This window comes from Streptococcus mitis (genome assembly GCF_946188585.1).
Classification (GTDB): Bacteria; Bacillota; Bacilli; order Lactobacillales; family Streptococcaceae; genus Streptococcus; species Streptococcus mitis_DG.
The window spans coordinates 31,900-56,676 of sequence record NZ_CAMHVI010000003.1 but is presented as its reverse complement, the minus strand read 5'-3'; the positions used below and the strand labels follow the sequence as shown (position 1 = coordinate 56,676).

General features: G+C 38.0%; 25 protein-coding genes. 10 read left to right on the top strand and 15 right to left on the bottom strand.

Annotated elements, in window-relative coordinates; translation table 11 throughout:
- Positions 1–26 precede the first annotated feature (26 nt).
- Genes rimM through N8M66_RS05090 form a run of 3 tightly spaced genes read left to right on the top strand, consistent with a single transcriptional unit; the run spans position 27 to position 1,604 of the window.
- Positions 27–545, top strand: coding sequence for a ribosome maturation factor RimM (gene rimM, locus N8M66_RS05100; RefSeq protein ID WP_045611339.1), 519 nt, complete (start codon positions 27–29; stop codon positions 543–545).
- Positions 535–1,254 (top strand): tRNA (guanosine(37)-N1)-methyltransferase TrmD, encoded by a 720-nt coding sequence (trmD, locus tag N8M66_RS05095; RefSeq protein ID WP_261046002.1) that lies wholly within the window; start codon positions 535–537, stop codon positions 1,252–1,254. Before rimM ends, trmD begins: the two co-directional genes overlap by 11 nt.
- Positions 1,255–1,265: 11 nt before the next feature.
- A complete protein-coding gene (locus N8M66_RS05090; RefSeq protein WP_001196048.1) occupies positions 1,266–1,604 on the top strand; it encodes an ATP cone domain-containing protein in 339 nt (112 codons plus the stop codon).
- A gap of 30 nt (positions 1,605–1,634) precedes the next feature.
- Here the strand turns inward: N8M66_RS05090 and N8M66_RS05085 are convergent, their stop codons facing one another.
- A complete protein-coding gene (locus N8M66_RS05085) occupies positions 1,635–1,955 on the bottom strand; it encodes a hypothetical protein (protein WP_001216096.1) in 321 nt (106 codons plus the stop codon).
- A 98-nt stretch (positions 1,956–2,053) separates the two neighbouring features.
- Here N8M66_RS05085 and N8M66_RS05080 point away from each other — a divergent pair, with 98 nt between their 5' ends.
- Entirely contained in the window at positions 2,054–2,269 is a 216-nt protein-coding gene (locus N8M66_RS05080; protein ID WP_000807422.1) for a YdbC family protein, read from the top strand.
- Positions 2,270–2,428: 159 nt separating this feature from the next.
- Here N8M66_RS05080 and N8M66_RS05075 read toward each other — a convergent pair whose 3' ends face one another.
- Both N8M66_RS05075 and gor read right to left on the bottom strand, forming a co-directional pair.
- Positions 2,429–2,965: a biotin transporter BioY gene (locus tag N8M66_RS05075; RefSeq protein WP_261045999.1), complete on the bottom strand. Its 537-nt coding sequence runs from the start codon at positions 2,963–2,965 to the stop codon at positions 2,429–2,431.
- Positions 2,966–3,153: 188 nt separating this feature from the next.
- Entirely contained in the window at positions 3,154–4,500 is a 1,347-nt protein-coding gene (gene gor / locus N8M66_RS05070; RefSeq protein ID WP_261045995.1) for a glutathione-disulfide reductase, read from the bottom strand.
- Between the two features lie 292 nt (positions 4,501–4,792).
- Between gor and N8M66_RS05065 the strand changes: the two genes are divergently transcribed.
- The 6 genes from N8M66_RS05065 to ffh all read left to right on the top strand — a co-directional run bounded on the left by N8M66_RS05065 (position 4,793) and on the right by ffh (position 12,383).
- Entirely contained in the window at positions 4,793–6,001 is a 1,209-nt protein-coding gene (locus N8M66_RS05065; protein WP_261046196.1) for an efflux RND transporter periplasmic adaptor subunit, read from the top strand.
- Entirely contained in the window at positions 5,985–6,686 is a 702-nt protein-coding gene (locus N8M66_RS05060) for an ABC transporter ATP-binding protein (protein WP_261045994.1), read from the top strand. Before N8M66_RS05065 ends, N8M66_RS05060 begins: the two co-directional genes overlap by 17 nt.
- Position 6,687: 1 nt before the next feature.
- On the top strand, positions 6,688–7,947 hold the full coding sequence (locus N8M66_RS05055; protein WP_024058004.1) for an ABC transporter permease: 1,260 nt from the start codon (positions 6,688–6,690) through the stop codon (positions 7,945–7,947).
- A gap of 126 nt (positions 7,948–8,073) precedes the next feature.
- Complete coding sequence (gene metG / locus N8M66_RS05050) at positions 8,074–10,071, top strand: methionine--tRNA ligase (protein WP_261045992.1); 1,998 nt, start codon at positions 8,074–8,076, stop codon at positions 10,069–10,071.
- Between the two features lie 396 nt (positions 10,072–10,467).
- Positions 10,468–10,800, top strand: a complete 333-nt coding sequence (locus N8M66_RS05045; protein ID WP_004260758.1) for a putative DNA-binding protein — start codon at positions 10,468–10,470, stop codon at positions 10,798–10,800.
- Between the two features lie 11 nt (positions 10,801–10,811).
- Positions 10,812–12,383, top strand: coding sequence for a signal recognition particle protein (gene ffh, locus N8M66_RS05040; protein ID WP_261045989.1), 1,572 nt, complete (start codon positions 10,812–10,814; stop codon positions 12,381–12,383).
- Positions 12,384–12,464: 81 nt separating this feature from the next.
- Here ffh and N8M66_RS05035 read toward each other — a convergent pair whose 3' ends face one another.
- The 12 genes from N8M66_RS05035 to N8M66_RS04980 all read right to left on the bottom strand — a co-directional run bounded on the left by N8M66_RS05035 (position 12,465) and on the right by N8M66_RS04980 (position 24,762).
- Positions 12,465–13,463 (bottom strand): sensor histidine kinase, encoded by a 999-nt coding sequence (locus N8M66_RS05035; RefSeq protein ID WP_261045987.1) that lies wholly within the window; start codon positions 13,461–13,463, stop codon positions 12,465–12,467.
- On the bottom strand, positions 13,447–14,136 hold the full coding sequence (locus N8M66_RS05030; RefSeq protein WP_042751014.1) for a response regulator transcription factor: 690 nt from the start codon (positions 14,134–14,136) through the stop codon (positions 13,447–13,449). The genes N8M66_RS05035 and N8M66_RS05030 overlap by 17 nt, the downstream gene beginning before the upstream one ends.
- Before the next feature lie 32 nt (positions 14,137–14,168).
- On the bottom strand, positions 14,169–16,223 hold the full coding sequence (locus N8M66_RS05025) for an FtsX-like permease family protein (protein ID WP_261045984.1): 2,055 nt from the start codon (positions 16,221–16,223) through the stop codon (positions 14,169–14,171).
- Positions 16,213–16,986: an ABC transporter ATP-binding protein gene (locus N8M66_RS05020; RefSeq protein WP_261045982.1), complete on the bottom strand. Its 774-nt coding sequence runs from the start codon at positions 16,984–16,986 to the stop codon at positions 16,213–16,215. The genes N8M66_RS05025 and N8M66_RS05020 overlap by 11 nt, the downstream gene beginning before the upstream one ends.
- 364 nt (positions 16,987–17,350) lie before the next feature.
- The gene (locus tag N8M66_RS05015; protein ID WP_261045981.1) at positions 17,351–19,195 is read right to left on the bottom strand and encodes a DUF262 domain-containing protein; all 1,845 of its coding nucleotides are present in this window, start codon (positions 19,193–19,195) and stop codon (positions 17,351–17,353) included.
- Between the two features lie 285 nt (positions 19,196–19,480).
- A complete protein-coding gene (locus tag N8M66_RS05010) occupies positions 19,481–20,707 on the bottom strand; it encodes a tyrosine-type recombinase/integrase (RefSeq protein ID WP_016398787.1) in 1,227 nt (408 codons plus the stop codon).
- Between the two features lie 3 nt (positions 20,708–20,710).
- Positions 20,711–20,905 (bottom strand): DUF3173 family protein, encoded by a 195-nt coding sequence (locus tag N8M66_RS05005; RefSeq protein WP_070479310.1) that lies wholly within the window; start codon positions 20,903–20,905, stop codon positions 20,711–20,713.
- A gap of 4 nt (positions 20,906–20,909) precedes the next feature.
- Positions 20,910–21,725: a rolling circle replication-associated protein gene (locus tag N8M66_RS05000; RefSeq protein ID WP_070479308.1), complete on the bottom strand. Its 816-nt coding sequence runs from the start codon at positions 21,723–21,725 to the stop codon at positions 20,910–20,912.
- A gap of 103 nt (positions 21,726–21,828) precedes the next feature.
- The gene (locus tag N8M66_RS04995; protein WP_261045978.1) at positions 21,829–23,238 is read right to left on the bottom strand and encodes a cell division protein FtsK; all 1,410 of its coding nucleotides are present in this window, start codon (positions 23,236–23,238) and stop codon (positions 21,829–21,831) included.
- Entirely contained in the window at positions 23,235–23,672 is a 438-nt protein-coding gene (locus N8M66_RS04990; RefSeq protein WP_247932922.1) for a hypothetical protein, read from the bottom strand. Before N8M66_RS04990 ends, N8M66_RS04995 begins: the two co-directional genes overlap by 4 nt.
- A gap of 185 nt (positions 23,673–23,857) precedes the next feature.
- On the bottom strand, positions 23,858–24,544 hold the full coding sequence (locus N8M66_RS04985; RefSeq protein ID WP_261045971.1) for a hypothetical protein: 687 nt from the start codon (positions 24,542–24,544) through the stop codon (positions 23,858–23,860).
- A gap of 2 nt (positions 24,545–24,546) precedes the next feature.
- Positions 24,547–24,762 carry a helix-turn-helix domain-containing protein gene (locus N8M66_RS04980; protein WP_247943421.1) on the bottom strand — a complete coding sequence of 72 codons (216 nt, stop codon included), beginning with the start codon at positions 24,760–24,762 and terminating at the stop codon, positions 24,547–24,549.
- Between the last annotated feature and the right edge of the window lie 15 nt (positions 24,763–24,777).

Sequence of the window (24,777 nt, the reverse complement as noted above, 5' to 3'; positions counted from 1 at the left end):
GAAATAAATAGAGTACAGGAGACAAGATGAACTACTTTAATGTTGGGAAAATCGTCAATACGCAGGGTTTGCAGGGTGAGATGCGAGTCTTGTCTGTGACGGATTTTGCAGAAGAACGCTTTAAAAAAGGGGCTGAGCTGGCCTTGTTTGATGAAAAAGATCAGTTTGTTCAAACAGTAACTATTGCTAGCCACCGTAAACAGAAGAACTTTGACATCATTAAATTCAAAGATATGTACCATATCAACGCTATCGAAAAGTACAAAGGATACAGTCTCAAAGTTGCTGAGGAGGATTTGAACGATCTAGATGATGGTGAGTTCTACTATCACGAGATTATTGGTTTGGAAGTCTATGAGGGTGATAACTTGATTGGAACCATCAAGGAAATCCTGCAACCAGGTGCCAACGATGTCTGGGTGGTCAAGCGAAAAGGCAAGCGTGATTTATTATTGCCTTATATCCCACCAGTGATTCTCAATGTTGATATTCCGAATAACCGCGTCGATGTGGAAATCTTAGAAGGGTTAGACGATGAAGATTGATATTTTAACCCTCTTTCCAGAGATGTTTTCTCCGCTAGAGCACTCAATCGTTGGAAAGGCTCGCGAAAAAGGGCTCTTGGATATCCAGTATCATAATTTTCGAGAATATGCTGAAAAGGCCCGCCATGTAGACGACGAACCATATGGAGGCGGTCAGGGGATGTTGCTCCGAGCCCAACCTATTTTCGATGCCTTTGACTCTATTGAAAAGAAAAATCCGCGCGTGATTCTCCTTGATCCTGCAGGGAAGAAATTTGATCAGACTTACGCTGAGGATTTGGCTCAAGAAGATGAGCTAATCTTTATCTGTGGGCACTACGAGGGTTATGATGAGCGTATTAAGACACTGGTGACGGATGAGATTTCCCTAGGTGATTATGTCTTGACTGGAGGAGAATTGGCGGCCATGACCATGATTGATGCTACAGTTCGCCTGATTCCAGAAGTGATTGGCAAGGAGTCTAGCCACCAAGATGATAGTTTTTCTTCTGGCCTTCTTGAATATCCTCAGTACACACGTCCCTATGATTATCGAGGTATGGTTGTACCAGATGTATTGATGAGCGGGCACCATGAAAAGATTCGTCAGTGGCGCCTGTATGAGAGTTTAAAGAAAACCTACGAGCGCAGACCTGATTTGTTAGAAAATTATCAACTGACAGCAGAAGAAGAAAAAATGTTGGCAGAAATCAAAGAAAACAAAGAATAAAGGAGAAACCTATGCAAGTAATCAAACGTAATGGTGAAATTGCTGAATTTAATCCAGATAAGATTTACCAAGCTATCTTAAAGGCGGCCCAGACTGTCTATGTATTGACAGATGATTTGCGTCAAAACCTTGCACAAGTCACTAAGAAAGTGGTTTTGGATTTGGAAGAGGCCAAGGTGGAACGTGCTACCATTAGCATGATTCAGTCTATGGTTGAACATCGTCTACTAGGTGCAGGTTACATTACCATTGCTGAACACTACATTTCCTATCGTTTACAACGTGACTTGGAAAGAAGTGGTTATGGAGATCATATCGCCGTTCATTTACATTTTGAACAAGTTCGCTAAGAAAAAAGAGTGGGATGAAGCAACTACATCTCACTCTTTCTTAAATCTATTTTTTTGGGCTGTTTGGACGGTTGAAGGGACAAATCGTAGGCGTTGAATATCGCTTATGCGGATAATACGGGTCACATTTTTGGCAAAATTTTTCACGATAATTTGCTGGCGTTGCTGATCGTATTTGATGATATCACCTGTAAAACTTGTCTCAGACAAGATAAGGTGAACAGCGGTTTGTTTCTGGATAGCCTCTTCAATAGTGGCTGTGAGGGAGTTGCTTTCAGTCTGGTCCGGTTGGTCATGTCCATTTAAAAAATCATGTATTTTATCTAGAACTTGCTGGAATTTATGTCTCATATTGGCCTCCCTTCTTTTATATCAATATTATATAAAATTTTCCTTAAATCTACAAGATTTTACGAATAAACTAATGAAAGCTAAAAAAGGAGAAGAAAATGGCAGAATTTACATTTGAAATCGAAGAGCACTTATTGACTCTTTCTGAAAACGAAAAAGGTTGGACCAAGGAGATCAACCGTGTGAGCTTTAATGGTGCCCCTGCAAAGTTTGATATTCGTGCTTGGAGTCCAGACCACACTAAAATGGGCAAGGGAATTACTCTTTCCAATGAAGAATTTCAAACCATGGTGGATGCCTTTAAAGGCAACTAATACTCAATGAAAATCAAAGAGCAAACTAGGAAGCTAGCCGTAGGCAGTACTTGAGTACGGCAAGGCGAAGCTGACGTGGTTTGAATTTGATTTTCGAAGATTATAAGTTTTCAAAATGAAAGAAAAGGATACTGAGTCATAACAACTCGATATCCTTTTTTAGTTAGCAAAGTAAGTCTGATTTTTAAGGCGTTGAAGTAATGGACGGCTAATAAAACTAATAGCTAGAAGTTTACCAAGGTCTGGGATGATAAAGGGAAGAACCCCCACAACAAGAGCTTTTTCAAATGGCATTCCAGCTAGGAAATGTAATCCAATGATCCCACCAACAAAAACAAGGGCATCACCCAAGAGGTTTGCAAGAAAAATCTTGACAACTCCACTCTTGCTGTTAGTTAGAGAAGAGGTAAGTCCAGAGTAGACCAGATAAAACCAAAGATAACCTGCAGTAGGACCAACCAACGCCTGCAATCCAGCTCCACCTCCTGCAAAAACAGGGAGCCCGATGGCACCTAAAAGAAGATAGAGTCCAACAGAAAGTACAGCCTCTCTGGGTCTAAAGACAGTAGCAATCAAGCCGATTGCAAAGTTTTGTAGAGTGAAGGGAACAGGCCCAATTGGAAGAGTGATTTGTGCCAATACAGCAATAAGAGCAGCCCCAATAGCAGGGATAGCATAAACGTGAGCTTTTTTCAAAATAGTTAACCTCTTTTCTAATATATAGTAACAATTATACTCGCAAGAACATTATTGTCAACCTATTTTATAGAACAAGGTAACAAAAACTGTAACAGCCGATTTGCTGACTGGGTAAGTTGTTTTCATCATTTCGTAAATCATCAAAAAAGAAGCAGACACATTTGTATCAGCTTCTTTTGTTTAGATTAACGCATGGTTACAAATTCTTCAGATGCAGTTGGGTGAATCGCCACAGTTGCATCAAAGTCTGCCTTGGTTGCTCCCATTTTGATAGCAACGGCAAATCCTTGAATCATTTCATCAACACCATAGCCAATTCCATGAAGTCCGACAACTTTTTCTTCTGAACCAGCTGTGATCAATTTGAAACGTGTTTCTTGACGGTTGCAAGTGCAAGCAGAGTACATAGACGTAAAGCTTGATTTGTAAACCTTGATTTGGTCTTGACCGTATTCTTTAATAGCTTGCTCTTCTGTCAACCCAACAGTTCCGATAGCAGGGTGTGAAAAGACAACAGTTGGAATAGTTGAGTAGTCCATTTTTGCAGTTATTTTGTCGTTAAAGAGGCGTTCAGATAGGGTACGTCCAGCCTTGATAGCAACTGGAGTCAATTCTTTCTCACCTGTTACATCACCTAGAGCATAGATTCCCTCAACAACAGTATTTTGGTATTCATCCACTTGGATAAAGCCACGTTCGTTTAGAGTGACTCCAGCTTTTTCAAGTTGCAAGCCCTTAACGTTTGGACGGCGACCTGTAGCCCAGATAACTTGACTAGCTGTGTGACTAGTACCATCTTCGAAATGAATGGTAATGCCTTCAGCAGTTTTTTCTAACTTGGCAGGGACTTTGTGAGTATGAAGTGGTAAGTTTGTTCTTTCCATTTCCTTGACTAAACCTTCAACGATGTAAGAATCAAAACCACGTAAAGGACGATCGCGACGAACAAAGAGGTCTGTCTTGACACCAAAAGTGTGGAGAACGCCAGCTAATTCAACGGCGATATAACCGGCACCTAGAATAGCAACTGACTCAGGAAGTTCTTCCCAAGCAAATACATCATCAGAAGAACCACCTAGCTCAGCACCAGGAATATTTGGAATGCTTGGATGAGCACCAGTAGCAATTACGATATGTTTAGCACGAATGAGTTCACCATTTACACTGACAGTATGAGAATCTACAAATTCAGCATGGCCTTCAATCAAGTCTACACCGTTGCGTTTAAAACTGCCATCATAAGAAGAACGAGCGCGATCGATGTAGGCTTCACGATTGCGACGTAGGGTTGCAAAGTCAAAGTTAAGATCAGTAGTTTTAAAACCGTAGTCTTCTCCAAATTGATGGAAAGTTTCAGCGATTTGTGCTCCGTACCACATGATTTTTTTAGGAACACAACCTACGTTGACGCAGGTTCCACCTAGTTTCTTTTCCTCAATAACGGCCGCTTTGGCTCCATGTTCACCAGCACGATTCATGGTAGCAATTCCTCCGCTACCTCCACCGATAGCAATGATATCATATTCTCTCATTGAAAACTCCTTTGTACTCCTTTAAATAGTAGAGTGTCATTTTTTGATAGTCATATTCTATCTTTTTTTTGATGTGATTGCAAAAATCTGCTACGTTCAAAAAAAATTAAAGAAAAGGCTTGCAAAAAGGGGAAATAAAGTGTACTATATAACTAGTACAATAACGATAAAAATAAATTCCGAACAATAATTGAATCCCGAAATGTCATTGTTTCGTTCTGAACGGTTATTGTTTATATTTGCTAATTTTTATATAATATTGTTAAGGACTTTAAATCAAAAAAGGAGTTTCATTATGAAAAAGAATCGTAAGGCTAAAAAGTGGCAATTGTATGCAGCAATCGGTGCTGCAAGTGTTGTTGTATTGGGGGCTGGGGGCATTTTGCTTTTTAGACAACCTTCTCAGACCGCTGTAAAAGATGAGGCTACTCATCTGGTTGTTGCTAAAGAAGGAAGCGTTGCATCCTCTGTTTTATTATCAGGGACAGTCACAGCAAAAAATGAACAATATGTTTATTTTGATGCTAGTAAGGGAGATTTAGATGAAATTCTTGTTTCTGTGGGTGATAAGGTCAGTGAAGGGCAGGCTTTAGTTAAGTACAGTAGCTCAGAAGCACAGGCGGCCTATGATTCAGCGAGTCGAGCAGTAGCTAAGGCAGATCGTCATATCAACGAACTCAACCAAGCACGCAATGAAGCCGCTTCAGCTCCGGTTCCACAGTTGCCAACACCAGCAGGAGGCGAAGGAACTGCAGTGCAAACTCCAGCTCCAGTCGCAGGAAATTCAGTATCCTCTATTGATGCACAACTAGGTGATGCCCGTGATGCCCGTGCAGATGCAGCGGCACAATTAAGCAAGGCTCAAAGTCAGTTGGATGCAATGACGGTTCTCAGTACCCTAGAGGGAACTGTGGTCGAAGTCAATCGTAACGTTTCCAAATCTCCAACAGGAGCAAGCCAAGTGGTAGTTCATGTCGTAAGCAATGAAAACTTGCAAGTTAAAGGTGAACTATCTGAATATAACCTTGCCAACTTATCTGTCGGTCAAGAAGTAACCTTTACTTCTAAAGTTTACCAAGATAAGAGCTGGACAGGTAAGATTAGCTATATCTCTGACTACCCTAAAAATAATGGCGAAGCAGCAAGTGCAGCGGCTGCAGCAGCAGCTGGTAATTCTGGCTCTAAATATCCATATACCATTGATGTTACGAGTGAAATTGGTGACTTGAAACAAGGATTTTCAGTAAGCGTTGAGGTCAAGAATAAAAGTAAAGCCATTTTGGTTCCTCTAACAAGTGTTGTGACTGAAAATGATAAGAACTATGTCTGGGTGCTTGACGAGCAGAAAAAGGCTAAGAAAGTGGAAGTTGGTTTGGGCAATGCTGATGCAGACAACCAAGAAATCACTTCAGGTCTGACAAATGGAGTCAAGGTCATCAGTAACCCAACGTCTTCTCTAGAGGAAGGAAAAGAGGTGAAGGCTGATGAAGAAACTAATTAGTCTAAAAAATATCTGCAGAAGTTACCGTAATGGTGACCAAGAACTGCAGGTTCTCAAAAATATCAACCTAGAAGTGAATGAGGGTGAGTTTGTTGCCATCATGGGACCCTCTGGGTCTGGTAAGTCCACTCTCATGAATACGATTGGCATGTTGGATACACCAAGCAGTGGAGAGTATTATCTTGAAGGTCAAGAAGTGGCTGGACTAGGTGAAAAACAACTAGCCAAGGTCCGTAACCAACAAATCGGATTTGTCTTTCAGCAGTTCTTCCTTCTATCAAAACTCAATGCTCTACAAAATGTAGAATTGCCCTTGATTTACGCAGGAGTTTCAGCTTCAAAACGCCGTAAGTTGGCCGAGGAATATTTAGATAAGGTTGAATTGACTGAACGTAGTCACCATTTGCCTTCAGAATTATCTGGTGGTCAAAAGCAACGTGTGGCTATTGCGCGTGCCTTGGTAAATAATCCTTCTATCATCCTAGCTGATGAACCGACAGGAGCCTTGGATACCAAAACAGGGAACCAAATTATGCAACTTTTGGTTGATTTGAACAAAGAAGGAAAAACCATTATTATGGTAACTCATGAACCTGAAATCGCTGCTTATGCTAAACGCCAGATTGTCATTCGAGATGGAGTTATTTCGTCCGACAGTACGCAGTTAGAGAAGGAGGAAAACTAAGATGCAGAATCTGAAATTTGCCTTTTCATCTATCATGGCTCACAAGATGCGCTCTTTTCTCACTATGATTGGGATTATCATTGGTGTTTCATCTGTTGTTGTGATTATGGCTCTGGGAGATTCCATGTCTCGTCAGATCAATAAAAATATGACCAAGTCACAGAAGAATATCCATGTCTTTTTCTCGCCTATCAAAAGCAAAGATGGTTCTTTTACCCAAAAGCAATCAGCTTTGACAGTCTCTGGTAAAGAAGAGGAAGTCCATGTTGAACCGCCAAAACCGCAAGAAGCTTGGGTTAAGGAGGCGGCCAAACTTAAGGGTGTAGATAGTTACTATGTAACCAACTCGACAAATACGACCCTGTCTTATAAAGATAAAAAGGTTGAGCGCGCTAGCTTGACAGGTGGAAATATTACTTACATGAAGGCGGTTGAAAATGAAATTGTTGCAGGTCGTAGTCTTATAGCTCAGGATTATAAAGATGTGGCCAGTGTCATTTTGCTAGACCAGGAACTTGCTAATAGCCTGTTTGGGTCAGCTCAAGAAGCTGTTAACCAGATTATAGATGTTGGTGGTTTTAGCTATCGTGTTATTGGTGTTTATACTAGCGATGAGGCCAAGGCTGTCAAGACATTTGGTATTGGTGGACTTCCCATTACGACTAATATTTCTCTTGCCAATAACTTCAATATGGATGAAATTTCTGATATTGTTTTCCGAGTTAATGATACCAGTTTGACACCAACTGTAGGACCAGAATTAGCTAGAAAAATGACCGAGATTGCTGGTCTTCAGCAAGGGGAGTATCAGGTGGCAGATGCGACTGCAGCCTTCCAAGAAGTACAACAACTTTTTGGATTTATAACTACGATTATTAGTGCCATCGCAGGAATTTCTCTCTTTGTTGGAGGGACTGGTGTTATGAACATTATGCTTGTTTCGGTGACGGAGCGTACGCGTGAGATTGGTCTCCGTAAGGCTTTAGGTGCAACACGTGCTAATATTTTGATTCAGTTTTTGATTGAATCCATGATTTTGACCTTGCTAGGCGGAGTCATTGGTTTGACAATTGCGACAGGCTTGACCGCTATAGCTGGTATACTGTTACAAGGTTTGATTGCGGGTATAGAAGTAGGAGTATCAATCCCAGTTGCCCTATTTAGTCTTGCAGTTTCGGCTAGTGTTGGTATGATTTTTGGGGTCTTGCCAGCCAATAAGGCATCGAAACTTGATCCAATCGAAGCCCTTCGTTATGAATAAGAAGAACAACAAGATGGACATTTGTCTATCTTGTTTTTGTATGGATTTCCCTATCGAAATTTATTAAAAATGTGATATAATGAAGTGTTAGAAAAACAGGTTTCATTTGCCTGGAAAGGAAAAATTATGTCTGAAAAGAATTTTTATATTACAACGCCGATTTACTATCCATCTGGTAAACTTCATATCGGTTCTGCCTACACAACCATCGCTTGTGATGTCCTAGCACGTTACAAACGCCTGATGGGCTACGATGTCTTTTATTTGACAGGTCTTGATGAGCATGGTCAGAAAATCCAGCAGAAAGCTGAAGAAGCTGGAATTACACCACAATCCTACGTTGATGGTATGGCTGTTGGAGTCAAAGAACTCTGGCAATTACTAGATATCTCTTATGATAAATTTATCCGCACAACGGATGATTACCATGAAAAGGTAGTGGCGCAGGTCTTTGAACGCTTGCTGGCTCAAGATGACATCTACCTAGGTGAATACTCTGGTTGGTATTCAGTCTCAGATGAGGAATTCTTTACAGAGAGCCAGCTGGCAGAAGTTTTCCGTGACGAAGCTGGAAATGTAACTGGAGGAATCGCTCCATCAGGTCACGAAGTGGAATGGGTTTCTGAGGAATCATACTTCCTTCGCCTCAGCAAATACCAAGACCGCTTGGTAGAATTTTTCAAAGCCCATCCTGAGTTCATCACTCCAGATGGTCGTCTGAATGAAATGCTCCGCAACTTCATCGAGCCTGGTTTGGAAGATTTGGCGGTTTCTCGTACAACCTTTACATGGGGTGTTCCAGTACCATCTAATCCAAAACACGTTGTCTATGTTTGGATTGATGCTCTTCTTAACTATGCGACAGCTCTTGGCTATGGTCAAGACGAACATGGTAACTTTGACAAGTTCTGGAATGGAACTGTTTTCCATATGGTAGGAAAAGACATCCTTCGTTTCCACTCAATCTATTGGCCAATCCTTCTTATGATGTTGGATATCAAATTGCCAGACCGTTTGATTGCCCATGGTTGGTTTGTTATGAAAGACGGCAAAATGTCTAAGTCTAAAGGGAATGTGGTCTATCCTGAAATGTTGGTAGAGCGCTATGGACTAGATCCACTACGTTACTACCTCATGCGTAGTCTTCCTGTTGGTTCAGACGGAACCTTTACTCCTGAAGACTATGTAGGTCGTATCAACTATGAATTGGCAAATGACCTCGGAAATCTCCTCAACCGTACGGTTTCTATGATTAACAAGTACTTTGATGGACAAATTCCAGCCTATGTAGAAGGTGTGACTGAATTTGACCATGCTCTTGCTCAAGTAGCTGCCGAATCAATCGCTGATTACCATACACACATGGAAGCAGTTGACTACCCACGTGCCCTTGAAGCAGTATGGACTCTGATCTCTCGTACTAATAAATACATCGACGAGACAGCTCCATGGGTCTTGGCTAAGGATGAAGCTCTTCGTGACCAATTGGCAAGTGTTATGAGCCACTTGGCAGCCAGCCTTCGTGTTGTAGCTCACATGATTGAGCCGTTTATGATGGAAACCAGTCGTGCAGTATTGGCACAACTTGGTCTTTCAGAAGTTTCTAGCCTAGAAAACTTGAGCTTGGCTGCTTTCCCTGAGGGTGTAACAGTAGTTGCTAAAGGAACACCAATCTTCCCACGTCTGGATATGGAAGAAGAAATCGCCTATATCAAAGAACAAATGGAAGGAAATAAACCAGCAGTCGAAAAAGAATGGAATCCGGATGAAGTTGAGCTCAAACTTAACAAGGATGAAATCAAGTTTGAAGACTTTGACAAGGTTGAAATTCGTGTCGCCGAAGTCAAAGAAGTTTCCAAAGTGGAAGGTTCTGATAAGTTGCTTCAATTCCGCCTAGATGCTGGTGATGGTGAAGATCGTCAAATCCTTTCAGGAATTGCAAAATACTATCCAAATGAACAAGAATTGGTCGGCAAGAAAGTCCAAATTGTTGCCAACCTCAAACCACGTAAAATGATGAAAAAATATGTCAGCCAAGGGATGATTCTCTCAGCTGAACATGATGGACAATTAACCCTTCTTACAGTTGATCCAGCTGTACCAAACGGAAGTGTGATTGGGTAAAAGTAAAAGACCAACGTTATCCACGTTGGTTTCAGATTTAAGACAAAGCCTTTAGACTACAAGTTTCTAAGGGCTTTTCTTTGTTGACTAAACTGAGATTTTCATTGATGGGATTCGTATTATGGTCGCAGACAATAGCCACAAATATACTCACTAAGTTCTAGGCAAGTAAGTTGGATTCATGAGTGGCAACTGGAAGTTGAGATTGGCTTGGATCTGAAAAAACACGGGGAAAAAGCCGCTTGACCCTCAAAAGAAAGCGAACCTAAATCGAAAAAAATTCTACGTTGAAAAGTTATGTGGAAGTTGCTTTTAGAACTTACCATTATTTTTCTATCTTTATTAGAATGACTTCTAATGTAGAAGTATAATAGATTTTTTGGTATAATAAAGGTTATGGAAATCGAAAAAACCAACCGTATGAATGCGCTCTTTGAATTTTATGCGGCGCTTTTGACAGACAAGCAAATGAATTATATCGAGCTCTACTACGCTGATGATTATAGCCTTGCTGAAATTGCCGAGGAATTTGGTGTCAGTCGTCAGGCTGTTTATGATAATATCAAGCGGACAGAAAAGATTCTGGAAGATTATGAGATGAAATTGCACATGTACTCGGACTACATTGTCCGCAGTCAGATTTTTGACCAGATTTTGGAGCGCTATCCCAAGGATGACTTTCTGAAGGAGCAGATAGAAATTTTAACAAGCATTGATAATAGAGAATAAGAGGAAGAAACATGGCATTTGAAAGTTTAACAGAACGTTTGCAGAACGTCTTTAAAAATCTACGTAAAAAAGGAAAAATATCTGAAGCTGATGTCCAGGAGGCAACCAAAGAAATTCGCTTAGCCTTGCTCGAGGCCGACGTTGCCTTGCCTGTTGTAAAGGACTTTATCAAGAAAGTTCGTGAGCGTGCAGTCGGCCATGAGGTCATTGATACCCTTAATCCTGCGCAACAAATTATTAAAATCGTTGATGAGGAACTGACAGCCGTTTTAGGTTCTGATACGGCAGAAATTATCAAGTCACCTAAGATTCCTACAATCATCATGATGGTTGGTTTACAGGGGGCTGGTAAAACAACTTTTGCCGGTAAATTGGCCAACAAACTCAAGAAAGAAGAAAATGCTCGTCCTTTGATGATTGCGGCGGATATTTATCGTCCTGCGGCTATTGACCAGTTGAAAACTCTGGGTCAACAGATTGATGTGCCGGTTTTCGCTCTTGGAACAGAGGTTCCAGCTGTTGAGATTGTTCGTCAAGGTTTGGAACAAGCCCAAGCTAACCATAATGACTATGTCTTGATTGATACGGCAGGTCGTTTGCAGATTGATGAGCTTTTGATGAATGAACTTCGTGACGTAAAAGCATTGGCTCAACCAAACGAAATTCTCCTCGTGGTTGATGCCATGATTGGTCAAGAAGCGGCCAATGTTGCGCGTGAGTTTAATGCTCAGTTGGAAGTCACTGGGGTCATCCTTACCAAGATTGATGGGGATACTCGTGGTGGTGCGGCTCTATCGGTTCGTCACATCACTGGAAAACCAATCAAGTTCACTGGTACAGGTGAAAAAATAACAGATATCGAAACCTTCCACCCAGATCGCATGTCTAGCCGTATCCTTGGTATGGGGGATATGCTCACTTTGATTGAGAAAGCTTCTCAAGAATACGATGAGCAAAAAGCCCTTGAAATGGCTGAGAAGATGCGTGAAAACACATTTGATTTCAATGATTTCATTGATCAGTTGGATCAGGTGCAAAATATGGGGCCGATGGAAGACTTGCTCAAGATGATTCCAGGTATGGCTAACAATCCAGCCCTTCAAAACATGAAGGTAGATGAACGCCAGATTGCTCGCAAACGTGCTATTGTGTCTTCAATGACACCTGAAGAACGTGAAAATCCAGATTTGCTAAATCCAAGCCGTCGCCGTCGTATCGCTGCAGGTTCTGGAAATACCTTTGTCGAAGTCAATAAATTCATCAAAGACTTTAACCAGGCTAAACAGCTCATGCAAGGTGTTATGTCTGGAGATATGAACAAGATGATGAAGCAGATGGGAATCAATCCAAACAATCTTCCTAAAAATATGCCAAATATGGGAGGAATGGATATGTCTGCCCTTGAAGGAATGACGGGACAAGGTGGTATGCCTGACTTATCAGCTCTAGGAGGAGCGGGAATGCCAGATATGAGCCAGATGTTTGGTGGTGGACTAAAAGGTAAAATCGGTGAATTTGCTATGAAACAGTCCATGAAACGCATGGCTAACAAAATGAAGAAAGCGAAGAAGAAACGCAAATAAAAAAGGAAAGCAGAAGTGCTTTCCTTTTTGATATAGCATATGTGCTTTCTATTTAGGCAATTTTCTTAATCGAAAAATTGACTAAATAGAAAGAGAGATTTCAAACCCTTGCATCCATTCGGAATTTACTGTGATTTCGATTTTTAAAGCATCTGCTAATTGTTTGACTAGATAGAGCCCCATACCTGTTGATTTTTTCCTTGTATCACCTGAATCACCTGTAAAGCCTTTTTCAAAGATATGAGGAAGGTCACAAGCTTTAACTCCGCAACCATTATCCCTAATAATCAGACTTGTGCGCCCCTTATCTTTTGACATAGAAATACTGAGTTCGGGCTTGTCAGAGCTATATTTAAGGGCGTTCGCGAGTATTTGAGAGAGGATAAATTCAAAACTGCGTTGATCGGTGTAGCAGATTCCTTGTATGTTCTCTAGCTGAATCGTAAATTTCTTTTCTTTGAGCAAGGGATCAAAGTTTTCCAAAAGATCTTGGATACACTCTTGGAGGTCAAGGTCTTCAAATAGAAAATCATTTTTTTCACTTTTCACCCTGTAATAGAATAGTATCTGTGATACATTTCCTTGGATTTGATTTTTCACATAGTCCAACTTAAAAGTTGTATCCTTTGGCAACTGGTCACTTTGATTGTCCAAAAGGAGGGAAAGAAGCGAAAGAGGGAGTTTGATTTCATGAGCCCATTTTTCAACATAGTCCTCGTATTCGGCTAGTAATGAGTTGAGCTTTCCTATTTCCGCTTGCCTTTGGTAAAGCGCATTTGCGATTTCTTCGATGCTTTCTTTCTCTGAGGCACTTGATAAACGCAATAATTCCAGCTCCGTATCCATCTTAGGATTGGCTATGAAGGCTTTATAGGCAGCGGATTTTTTTCTTTCTTTTCTTATCAGTAGGAATGATAGGATGAAAAAGAGCAGGACAGTAGCTAAAAGATAGAGAATGATGAGGGCTTGAAACTTTCTCACGTCTGAAAGCCAAAGCAGGACAGCTGTGAATAGATCAAATGCTAAGAGAACAAGTAACCAAGGCAGATAGGTAGCCAAATATTTAGGATTCTGTTTCATATTCCCTTTCCTCTTCCAATTTGTAACCGATGCCTCTGACGGACTTGACTTGAAGTGCAATGCCAGCCTGTTTCATCACCTTTTTGAGTCTTGCAATATTTACTTGAAGGGCATTTTCATCGATGAACTCAGTTGTATTCCACAGTTTCATGCTTAGTTCTTCTTTTGTGACGACAGAATCAGTTGCCACTAATAAAGTTTCTAACAATTTCCCTTGATTTTGGGGGAGTAAAATCGAGTGTCCATTGATATAAAGGGTATAGGTCTGTCTATCCAGCAGAAAATTATCTTTTTCAAGTAGATTTTGTCTGCCTTCATAGCGTTTCAAGATATTTTCTATACGTGCCAAAAATCTTTCTTTCTTGAAAGGCTTTGTTAGATACTCATCTGCCCCTAATTTCAGGGCGTAGATTTCATCTTTTAATTGTTCACGGGAAGTGAGAACCAATATAGGGACAGAGCGTTTTGACTTGAGATTTTTACAAATTTGAAAACCTGTTTCTCCTGGCAAATTCAAATCCAGTATGATTAGATCTGTATCGTATTGCAACACTTGCTGGCTTGTATCTTTGAAGTCAGTCAACTTATCAACTTGATAACCCGCTTTCTCTAACAAGATGACAATTTCATCTCGAATCAAGGCTTCATCTTCAATAACCAGAATATGCTTCATATTGGTTCCTCCTTTTCCTATTTTATTCTACCTTATTCATCTCTTTTGGGTTCCATTAATGACAATAAGTACTTGTTGCTATTTTTCTTTACAATTCTGATATAGATGACTTCAAAGCCAGCTAAGAGCAGTACGATCAGCATGGCTGTGATAAATCTCTGCCCCATAACCATTCTTGCGCTAGTGGGCACTATTCCTGTGAGGAGGGAGCTCACTCCGAAGCTACTACTGATAAGTGCAAGGGCTATTGGTAGACCGAAATACCAGTTGACTTGCTTTTCTGACGATTTACAAAGAGTTTCGTAGTTGGCACCAAGATGGATTAAGGTCTGGTATCGTCTGTAGGATTGTTTTTGTCCCATCAAAAACTGAACGCCGATAATTGTATTTGCGACAACAAGGAAGGTGATAGACAGATAGATGGTAACATAGCTGGCAGAGATAATGTAAAACAATTGTCTTCCCATATTTTGTATATAGCTTTCATAGCCAAGAGAGGTTTGATTTAGCTTTTCATTGGTATCTGAGATAGCTCTCATCAAGCCTTTTTCCTTGACTAGCTCAGGAGCCAAGATACCGCTAACATAGTTCGAATAGCGACCGTCTGTATAGCTCATAAAAATCTCATCTGGAACTATGAGAGCGACAGAGAGGGTTATCTCATGATCCGTTACGATTGGCAAAGACTCCACCTCGCCAATCAATTTTACATCATTTCCCATGACTTTGATTTGAGGCTTTGTCTTTAGGACAGAGTTGACGAGACTTTCATCTGGCAGAAAATCTTTCCCCATATACAAATATGCTTCCTTATTAGTTAATTCTAGAGGAGGGAGACTGGCAGCCTTTCTAAGTTCATTGTATTCGGAAACTGGTATGAGGTGGGAAGTAGTAGACTGTTTAAATCTTTGGAGCAAAATTTCCATGTTCTTGCTTCCTTTTTGCTTTTTCAACTCCTTGATGATCTCTTCGAAGGACACGGACTCGTGTTCTTTAGTTTGGCCTACTTTAATTTGCAGAATCTTTGAAAACTGTGATGCCAGTCCAGCAGCTTCAAGCTCTTTTTTAACTGTATTCACATCAAGATTTTCATCTGTTTCCTGCTTGCTATCTCTAAATGTATAATCCAATACGTGGGTTTGATTGCCTGGATTGCCGCTTGTAATGGCCACACCTGCTCCAAAGAGGCACAAGGCAGAGAAAATTAAGAGGGAGCAGACAGCCAGTATAGTTGAGCGTTGGATAACTAATTCCTGAATCTGTCTAAAATTATAGGCATGAAGTTTTCGATTGTTTCCAAGCTTGACCAAAAAGTCTATAAATAAACGCATACCAAAGAAGAGTAGGATAGTTCCCAGAGTTCCTAAGAGAACGGTGATGCCCATTGTTATGACATTTTCCCAAGCTCGTCCACTCATACCCATGTAATAGGCTGTTCCTAGAAGCAAAATTCCGAGGACAGAAGCAAGAAGGTACACCCCCTTGGGGAGTAGTTTCTTCATCCCAGAAGGAGAATAGGCGAGCAGGTTTCCGATTTCCATATTGGCAGTCTTTGTACTTAAAAGGACAAAAACAGCTAATTTTACGGCTAGGAAGCCGATGACTGTATAGAGTAGAGCTGTGGTAGATAGAGAAAATTGATGTTCAATAATCCCTAGTCCCACAATTTTAGCGGTTATTAGGCTAATCAATTCTGAAATTAAGATGGAAATAGGAAGGCCTATTCCAAGGGCAAGGACACTGTTTCTCAAATCCTCGAGTAGGAGCAGTAAGAAGAGTTTGCTTCTTCGCATGCCCAGTGTGAGATAGACACCAAATTCATGTTTTCTCCTTTCCATCTGCATACTGCTTGAGAAGTAGACTAGAAAAAAGAGAATAAAGAGCGTTGCTACATAAAGAATGGGAATCATGCTAAAGAGTTTATTTACAGCGTCACTTTCTATTTGTTTTAGAAAGTGCATCACATCTTGATGAGACAAAGAAAGGATGATGTAAAAGGAGATAATAGACAGAACCATAGAACTGAAATACAAGCCGTTATTTTTTCGATCTCTCTTGCTATTTCTTGAGACTAATTTAGAAAACATTACCATCACCTCCAGCTAGTGCAGCCATGACCTTTAGTATTCTGTGATAGAAGTCTTCTTGACTTTCTCTTGGATAATCGCGACGGATTTCATGGAATAGTTTTCCATCTTGGATAAACAAGATGCGGTTGCAAAAGCTAGCTGCGACAGAATCGTGGGTCACTATGAGAATGGTGGTTTTTTCCACTTGATTCATTTCGGATAATTTTTGCATCAAAATGGTCGCATTTTTTGAATCCAAAGCTCCTGTGGGCTCGTCCGCAAATACAATCTTAGGGTCTAAAATTAAGGCGCGCGCAGCAGCTACCCTTTGCCGTTGACCACCTGATAATTGAGAAGGGAACTTATCCAGAAGTTCAGAAATATCCAGATATTGGGAAAGTAATTCTAACCGAACCTTGCTTTCGTTGGCATCGACCTCGTGCAAAGACAAGGGAAGTAAAATATTTTCTTTGGCTGTAAGATTGTCCAAGAGCTCAAAATTCTGGAAGAGATAGCCAATTTCCTTGCCTCTATAATCTGCTAATTGGCTCCCTTTTAACTGACCTAAATACTTTTCTTGCATTTGAATGGAACCGTCAGTTGGCTTGATGATTGTGGCTAGACAGTTAAGAAGAGTTGTTTTCCCAGAACCGCTACTCCCCATAATTCCTAAGAACTCACCTTTTACAACTTGAAAAGATATGCTATCCAAGGCTTTGGTAATATTGGGACCTTTCCCATAAAACTTTTTTAATGATTCTACTCGTAAAATTGTGTCCATGTGAAACACCTCCATTTTTTGTTACTTTCATTATAATATGAATCAGAGTAGAATAATACTTACGGATGATGTAAGAAATCTTTATCGCTGACTTTTATAATCAGGTTATTGGAGCTATACTTACTATATTATAGCATGGTTTTAAGGATTTAAAAAGAGAAGTAGGGGGGAGGGATTCCTACAACCTTGAAACCATCGAATTTCAAAATTTAAAGAAAAACCACTGAAGTTCATGATCCAGCGGTATTATCTTACAGGAAAATCTATTTCCGTTCTTATTTTCTATAGTTACTTCATTGAAATCTGACAAAGAATAATTGTAGCAAGCTAGTTTTAAAGAATTCTCTTCAGCCTACACTATTTTTTATCCAAAGATAAATCTCACTATACGATTACTGGCTTTCTCTGTTGCCTTATTAATATCATCTTTTTTCCAATATGGCTTTACATAATTGCCATAAGTTTCTACAAGAGCAGTCGCTAAGGGATAAATGCTATTAACATAGCCTAATTTACTCTTTTGTGTTGTAGATACCTTTGTTCTAAACCATTGATTTCCAATTGAGCGATTGATTTTTTCCTCGAGCAAAATTTTATTTCCAAGTTTATTTACTATTGCACGAAATTCCTCTTCAGAATTAATCTCGGCATCTTTGCGAATTTCTTGTAGATTTTTACCACTTAATGGCATTATATGCTCAATATCATATTTATCTCCTAATAGGAAAGTTGATTTTGTTTCTTTAGCAAATAGATACTCGTTCAAATATACAAGTTTATGTTTATTATACTCCAATATTTCGCTTTTGATATCTTCGTTATCCCAATTATAACGAAGATGATTCTCAAAGTCTTGTTTGATTTTTAGCTCGCTAATCTCTTTATCAGCTAATTTAACCTCTTCTGCAAAAAGGAATGTCTTAAAATACTTACTTGAATAGCCAGCATCTACCAGCTCCATGATTGTAAATAGTTTCAACAGGCTTTCAACGATGATCTCGACCCCTTCCTCTTTTACATTGTCTACATCAAATCTATATAAATAGCTTGAAAGAAAAAGTTTTGCATTTTCGTTAAATTTTAACAATACCTGAACACATGGATATTCGGAAATTTTTTTCCATATTTTAGCCAATCTAATCATGTCTTTACATAAATTAACTGGAGAATTTAGCAAGTCCTTATTTATCTCTGTATAGTATCTTCGTAATCCAGGTGTAGTAACGTTTACAACACCCGAATCACTTACAGTCTCTCCACGTATAGCCCTTGTGTAGTACATATGTTGCATTAAGATAGAATCTATATTAGCAATACCATTCTTAGTTAAATCACTAATTTGGGATAAGAGGCTTGTCCAAAGATTCGTAAATTCTTTTCCATTACCATCTTTTTCTGCTATAGCATATAGTTTTGCAGATATAATGTCTGCATCATATAACGGAAGTCCATCAGAGTTAAGAGAGTTGAACATTGTTATGGCTTGCTCTACCTGCCAGCTCTTAATTTCAATCACTTCACAATTATCAGTAAAAGCTTTTGCAATTATATTTAGTTGAGAAGCAGGCAATTCCTCAATGACTGTGTAAAAGTAGTTGAAGTTGCGGAAAAAATTTGTATACTTATTATCTTTCTGCTTGTATGGGATTTTGATAACATTACTTTTCGCTTCATCGTAATCTACAGAATTTAGAATAGAAGAGAGGTCTGTTTTATACCGTTCGTTAATAGAGTAGCTTTCTAAAGTTAGCAATCTTTTACATATTTCTCCGTCCCTTTCTTTGTTAGGTTCATCGGTAATATCTTCAGACTCAACCTTATAAAGAATTCCCATGATCTTTCGTCTCCGTTCTTTTAGACCACGGAGAAGTCCTGCAGAATCTTCATCGTTTGGTGTTTGTTTTATCGAATCATTAATTTTAATAAGTAATGCCTTTAATAATAGTAAAAAGGTTGTCGTACGCTGTTGACCATCAATCAATCCAAATCTTGTATCATCTTCTTGGCAATTAATAATGATAGTTCCAAAGAAGTACGAATCTTTATTGTTGCTCGCGACAAAATTTTGAATATCCTGCCAAAGTTTATCGCAATTATCTGTTCCCCAAGAATATGCTCGTTGATATTCTGGAATAGTAAAAATTGTATTATCCTCTAGTTTAAGATAATCTCCAATTTTTCGAAGTTTAGGTTCAATATTTTTTGCCATTTACTTTCTTTCTCTTATTTAAACGTGTTATTGATGATTTTTTATCCGACATAATGATTTTGATTATTTTTTACAGTTTTCTTTTTAGAAATAATTCAAAAGGAAAGGAGTATATGTTTTTCTTTTTTACAAAACGCTGAAGTTCATGCTTCAGCGCTATTATTTTTATTATAGAAAACTCTATTCCCATTCAATTAAAAATTTCATAGGTTTAGTGCCAGAAAACCTTGATTTATTAAGGTTTATAATGCCTTTTAAATATATTTGGCGGGATTTCTGGCGGGGTTATCTTTTTAGATTTTGATTCCCGTTGAATTGAATTTTTGTTTTTGGAGCTGTATGTATGGATATATTCCCACTCATTATTTCAGCAATAGATTCGTCAGCTCCACGCCAAAGGTGTGAATAATGTTTCAAAGTAATTTCTGGGCTAGAATGACCTAACCTTTTCGACAAAATCAAGACAGATACATTAAACTCGTTTATCAAATAAGAAGCGTTACTATGACGAAGTCCTTTTCCCTGTATTCGCTTTACATTAGCTAGTTCAGAATATCGTTGAATAATTCTAGCTAGTGTAGATTTTATCATTGGAAGGCTATCATATGTAAATATAAAATCAGTTTCATTGCCTAAACCAATTTCTTTCTGTCTGTCTTTCCAACGCTTTAAAATAGAAATCGTATCATCATCTAGGGAAATAATACGTTTGCCATCACTTGTTTTGGTATAGGCATTTCTTTGCCAGTTTTTTCTTGATTTTAGAATAAGCATATGATGAACACGCATACGCTTTTTATCGAAATCAATATCATTCCACCAAAGTGCCATTCCTTCATTTACTCGAATACCTGTCATGAAAAAAGTCCAAAGCATAACGAAATTAAGATGTTCATAAAAATCATCAAGACAGATTTGAGCAATAACACGCTCAAATTCTACTTTAGTCCAGTATGGAACGATAGCCTTTCCTTTCGGAATAGCTTTGGCTTTCTTAGAGATATTAGTTTCCAAATAACCCATTTCTACAGCATAATCAAGAGACTTTCTAAACATACCAAAGATTAGACTAGCGTAGGCTTGAGAGTAGCCAGAACCGTTTTCATCTTTACTTGACAGTAACCATATCCGATAGTTTTGAATATCTTCAATAGTCAAACCACGTAGTGTCTTGTTATAAAATCGTTCAGCAATCTTTTCAAGATTTTTGATTCTGACAGCATAAGTACTTTCTTCCACATACGATTTATAATATGGTATATAACAATCTAAAATAAACTGCTTGACAGTCATATTGTAATTAGCGTAAGTATGAGCTTTGTGATACTCTCGTTTTACCCGAGTCAATTCTAAATACGCCTCTCTGGCAGTAGAAAAAGGCTTACCGTTGCTATCTTTTCTACTTTTCTTTCTAATACGTTTACCACTGATTCTATCAATACCTAGCTCTGTTTCATAGAAATATTTTCCTTTCGTATCAACAAACACACCGCTATAACGTGTTTTTGCCATTTGTTATTCCTCATCTAGTTTTACACCGATAAGGTTTTCTACTCTTTCCCGTGGGACTAGTCCAAGTCTACGGTTATTGTAGAATGGTATACCTTTATTATACACCAAATCCTGCTTTACCGCTTGAATAATACTAATTGCAGTATGTTTCTTATATCCTAGTTTTATCAAGTCGTCTTTACTAATCAATGATTTCATACGCTTACTGTTCCCTTCTGATTTTTATTCTTGTATCAGTTGAATTTTGAATAACCTCCCCATTGTCATCTATTGATAGATTGTAAATCGCAATATCTTCTTTGTACTCAAGATTATCTAAATGACCTACTGAAAAACTGGGGGTTAATCCCTCAAAATAATTTCTTTCTAAATTTTCATAGCTTACTATCGGTTTTATTAAACCACGAGATGAAAAATATTTTGGCTGTTTATATCCACTTGGAATAGCTAGTAAATCTTTTGTGATATATTTTGTAATGTAGTTAGCAACTTTTTCAGAAGAATCGATTTTTGTAACGGTACTAAATCCTAATTGATATGAATCAACATTATAGACTTGCTTGCCATTCTTTTTTATCAATCGACCAGTTTTAGTATTTCTTGCTTTTGTTAATTTTGGACTAAAACCGCCTGTTACTCCATGAAAATGAAGCCGTCCATTTTTGTGTAATTCTGGTATGAAAATATAGTGAAATTTTCCATATTTTTCACGCTGAGCTTTGAGCCAAGCGCGTATTTTCTTTTTTACGATTAAATAATCATGGGAATTGATTTTTTCGTCGTTAAAAGTTAATGTCCAAAATAAATCGAAATCATTGCACAGCATGTAGTGACGAATACGCCTTTTTATCCTATTGGCTTGCTGATAGAGTTCTTTTTCACTTGGACTTTTAAAAGTATTAGATACTGTAGTATCGGTTTCTCCTAGTCTTCTAAATTTTGGTTTTCGATAGTATATGACCTCGAAAGTATTTGGATTATATTGAATTATTTTTGTGTTATATAATTCTCTAGTCATTAGTCCTCCGCTTATCATGCCTGCATGTCAAGTAGCAGGCTAATATACACATCTAGCGAGCCCTGGCTTGCTTATGGGCAAGCCGGCTCACTAGATAGTTAGTTCATTCTATCTGCTTTCTTGGAATAGTTTGAAAGTCCCTTATTTTATCTTTGAAATCTATTGAATCTAAATCAAAATATGGAGTCTCAAAATATTTTATTCCGTTTGTTCTCGGAGTTAAAATATATCCTTTTCCAACTCCTCCTCTGTACTCCGCCAAAAGGTCTCTTTTCTCTTTACCCATGACACTGTAAAACGTTTCTTCGGATATGCTTGATTCACTTCCTAAAATAATTCTTGTCTGGCACTGTTCGGTTACTGCACGTGGTAAATCTGAAGCAAGTAATTTTTGGCTTGCCAAGATGAGTAAACCACGTCCGGAAGCTCGTGATTTTAGGGCAAGTATTTTTAGCAATCTAACCATCTCCTTTTGTTGGGAAGGTGTGCCAGATTCTAAGGCTGCAAGCACCTCATCAAATATAAGATAATGGGCTGGAAGTGAGAAATCACTATAAGTAGTTGAAAAATCAACTGAAGAAAAAGAGAAATAACGTTTGTAGGTATCTTGCATTTCAAAAACCATTTGCTCAAGAAGTAGAACAATCTCTTCTGCTGTACGTGCAACAGGAATACCGAGGTTTTCAAAGGTTGCACCTAAAGAAGTTCGTTTTGCGTCAATTAAACTCACAGAATGCCCCTGTTTAATTAGCATACCAGCAAGAGCAGCAAGATAAAGTGATTTTCCTGCTCCGCTAGGGGCTATAACAATCTGGTGGCAAGCCTCACTAGCTATATCAAAGCGAATGTCATTATATAGTTTTATAGGAGAGTAATTGATACAGTAATCGTCATCGGCTATCTCAAATAATTCACTTACAGAATATCTCATTGGATTTTCTCCGTATTTAAGAATAATAATATTCTTCTCTATAGTGGATTCTAAAAGATTCCATTCTCTATAGGTAGTCTGAATAAGAAATTCGGTCAACCGTCTAGTGATTTCTTTGACTTGCTGAATACTAGGAACTGTTCCCGATGGATTTAGTTCAATCACAGTCCTGTTATCTGCTTTATAAAATCTCCACTCAACTGTTTTTATTTGAGTTTTATTAGATGGTAGTTGGATTAGGTCTAGCCGTTCTGTTGCAAGTTCAAGAATACTTAAAAATCTGTACTTCCAGATAGGAGAATAAACCGAAAACAATAATTTTATAGCGACATGACCGATAAAAAGAGCTACAAGAGTAGAAGATACAATAATACTTATCTTGTAGACAACGCTGAATAAGGGTAAGCGTGATGAAAGAAAGGTAATAACAAGAGATAATAGGAGTACCTTAAACAGTTTCTTGAAGATAAAACATTGCCTTTCTTTATGGTTTTCTATGGTTTCTGAAATAGATAAGTAAGTGGGGGTATCCTCACGAAAATCATATCTACTCAAATTTCGTTTTATTTTAGTTAGTATCATGATTTAGCACCCAGTAACTTTATTTCTGAAATTATGAGCTTAAATTCTCTGTAAGCACCGCCATTTCGACCATCAGATATCCATTTTAACGCTAATAATGCTCCTTCTAAATCTATTGTTTTAGCAATGATTAACTCATTATTAATTTTTTTCAAAAAAGATTCATCGTTGTATATCTCAACAGTGAAAGGTTTTATGCTACTTAAATCTCCACCAACATCTTGAATAGCCTTAACAATTTCTGGCTGAAGAGCCAATAAAACTTTTTTACTTATTGTTCCATCAATGACTTCATTTTTTTCATTACGTTTAGGAACGTCTCTACATTCAATAACAAAAGCACTAGTAGGAGTATGTTCTACATTTGACGTACCAATTAGTAGATTTTTCAAGCTTGGTGAGTTAAAACTCACTTTTCCAATATTATTTTCCATTTTGTTACCTCTTTATCTTTGTGCGCACACTAGATTAATTTTATCAAGCAGTTCATGACCTCCTTGACAGTCATATTGTCTCATTTTTAATTAGTTAAAATGTGGGGATAAAAATTTTTTGACAACAAAAAAATCCCCACACGAAGTGGGGAAAATATGCTATACAGTACTAAATAAAAATTGTATCATTTACTATAAATTAAACTTTCGAGTGTTAGTTTATCTATTATTGGTAATAAAATATACTTTGCTAATAAATCCAACTTTTCTGGAAGTTTCTGGTAGCTAAGATAAGATTCCTTATTTTTATGTGATAGTGTGACAGAGTCTTTTTTTCTAAATAAAAATACTGAATCATTTTCTAAAATTTCTATAGTATCAAACTGATTATAGGTAAAATCAATAAATTTATCTTTTAATTCATTGTAAGAAGAACTTGCTAAAGGAAAATGTTGTTGAAAATATTCTTTGATATCCTCTGTATTTGTTAGTGATAAATTCAATAAGTGCTTAGAATATTCTGGTATTCCTTGAATATCAAGAATCATTTCAATAAAGAAATCTTCTAAATATTCGTCTATATCACAGCCCCATAATACTTCATTTTCATCAGTAAAATAATGTTCTTCATTAACAAAGTAATTCAATACACTTGGAGTGATTAAATAGGGATTGTTCCTACTTAAATCAGATAAATTGGAGTAATTTAATATTTTCCCAATAAGTTTTTCATCTGAATGTAAATCGATATGTCTTTTGAGTTTTAAATCTTTGTATTTCTTTTGGATTCTTTGTGAGCATTTTTTAAAAATAAAATGACATGAGTTAGGAAATTTTTCCTTACATAAATTATTGAATTGCTTACTGGACATAATTAAACTTCTCCTATATCATCTGGAATATAAGTAATTACATCATACACATTGCAATTTAAGATAAAGCATAAGGTATCAAGTGTAGCTGTAGTTATTGGTTTTCCTTTTTTCATTCTATGTAGTGTATTGCTGGATAGACCGTGGTGAAAAATTAATTCGTATTCTGTTTTCCCTTGTTTAAATAAGGTTTCGTAGAAGGGTTTGTATGAAATCATCGTTCTCATCTCTTT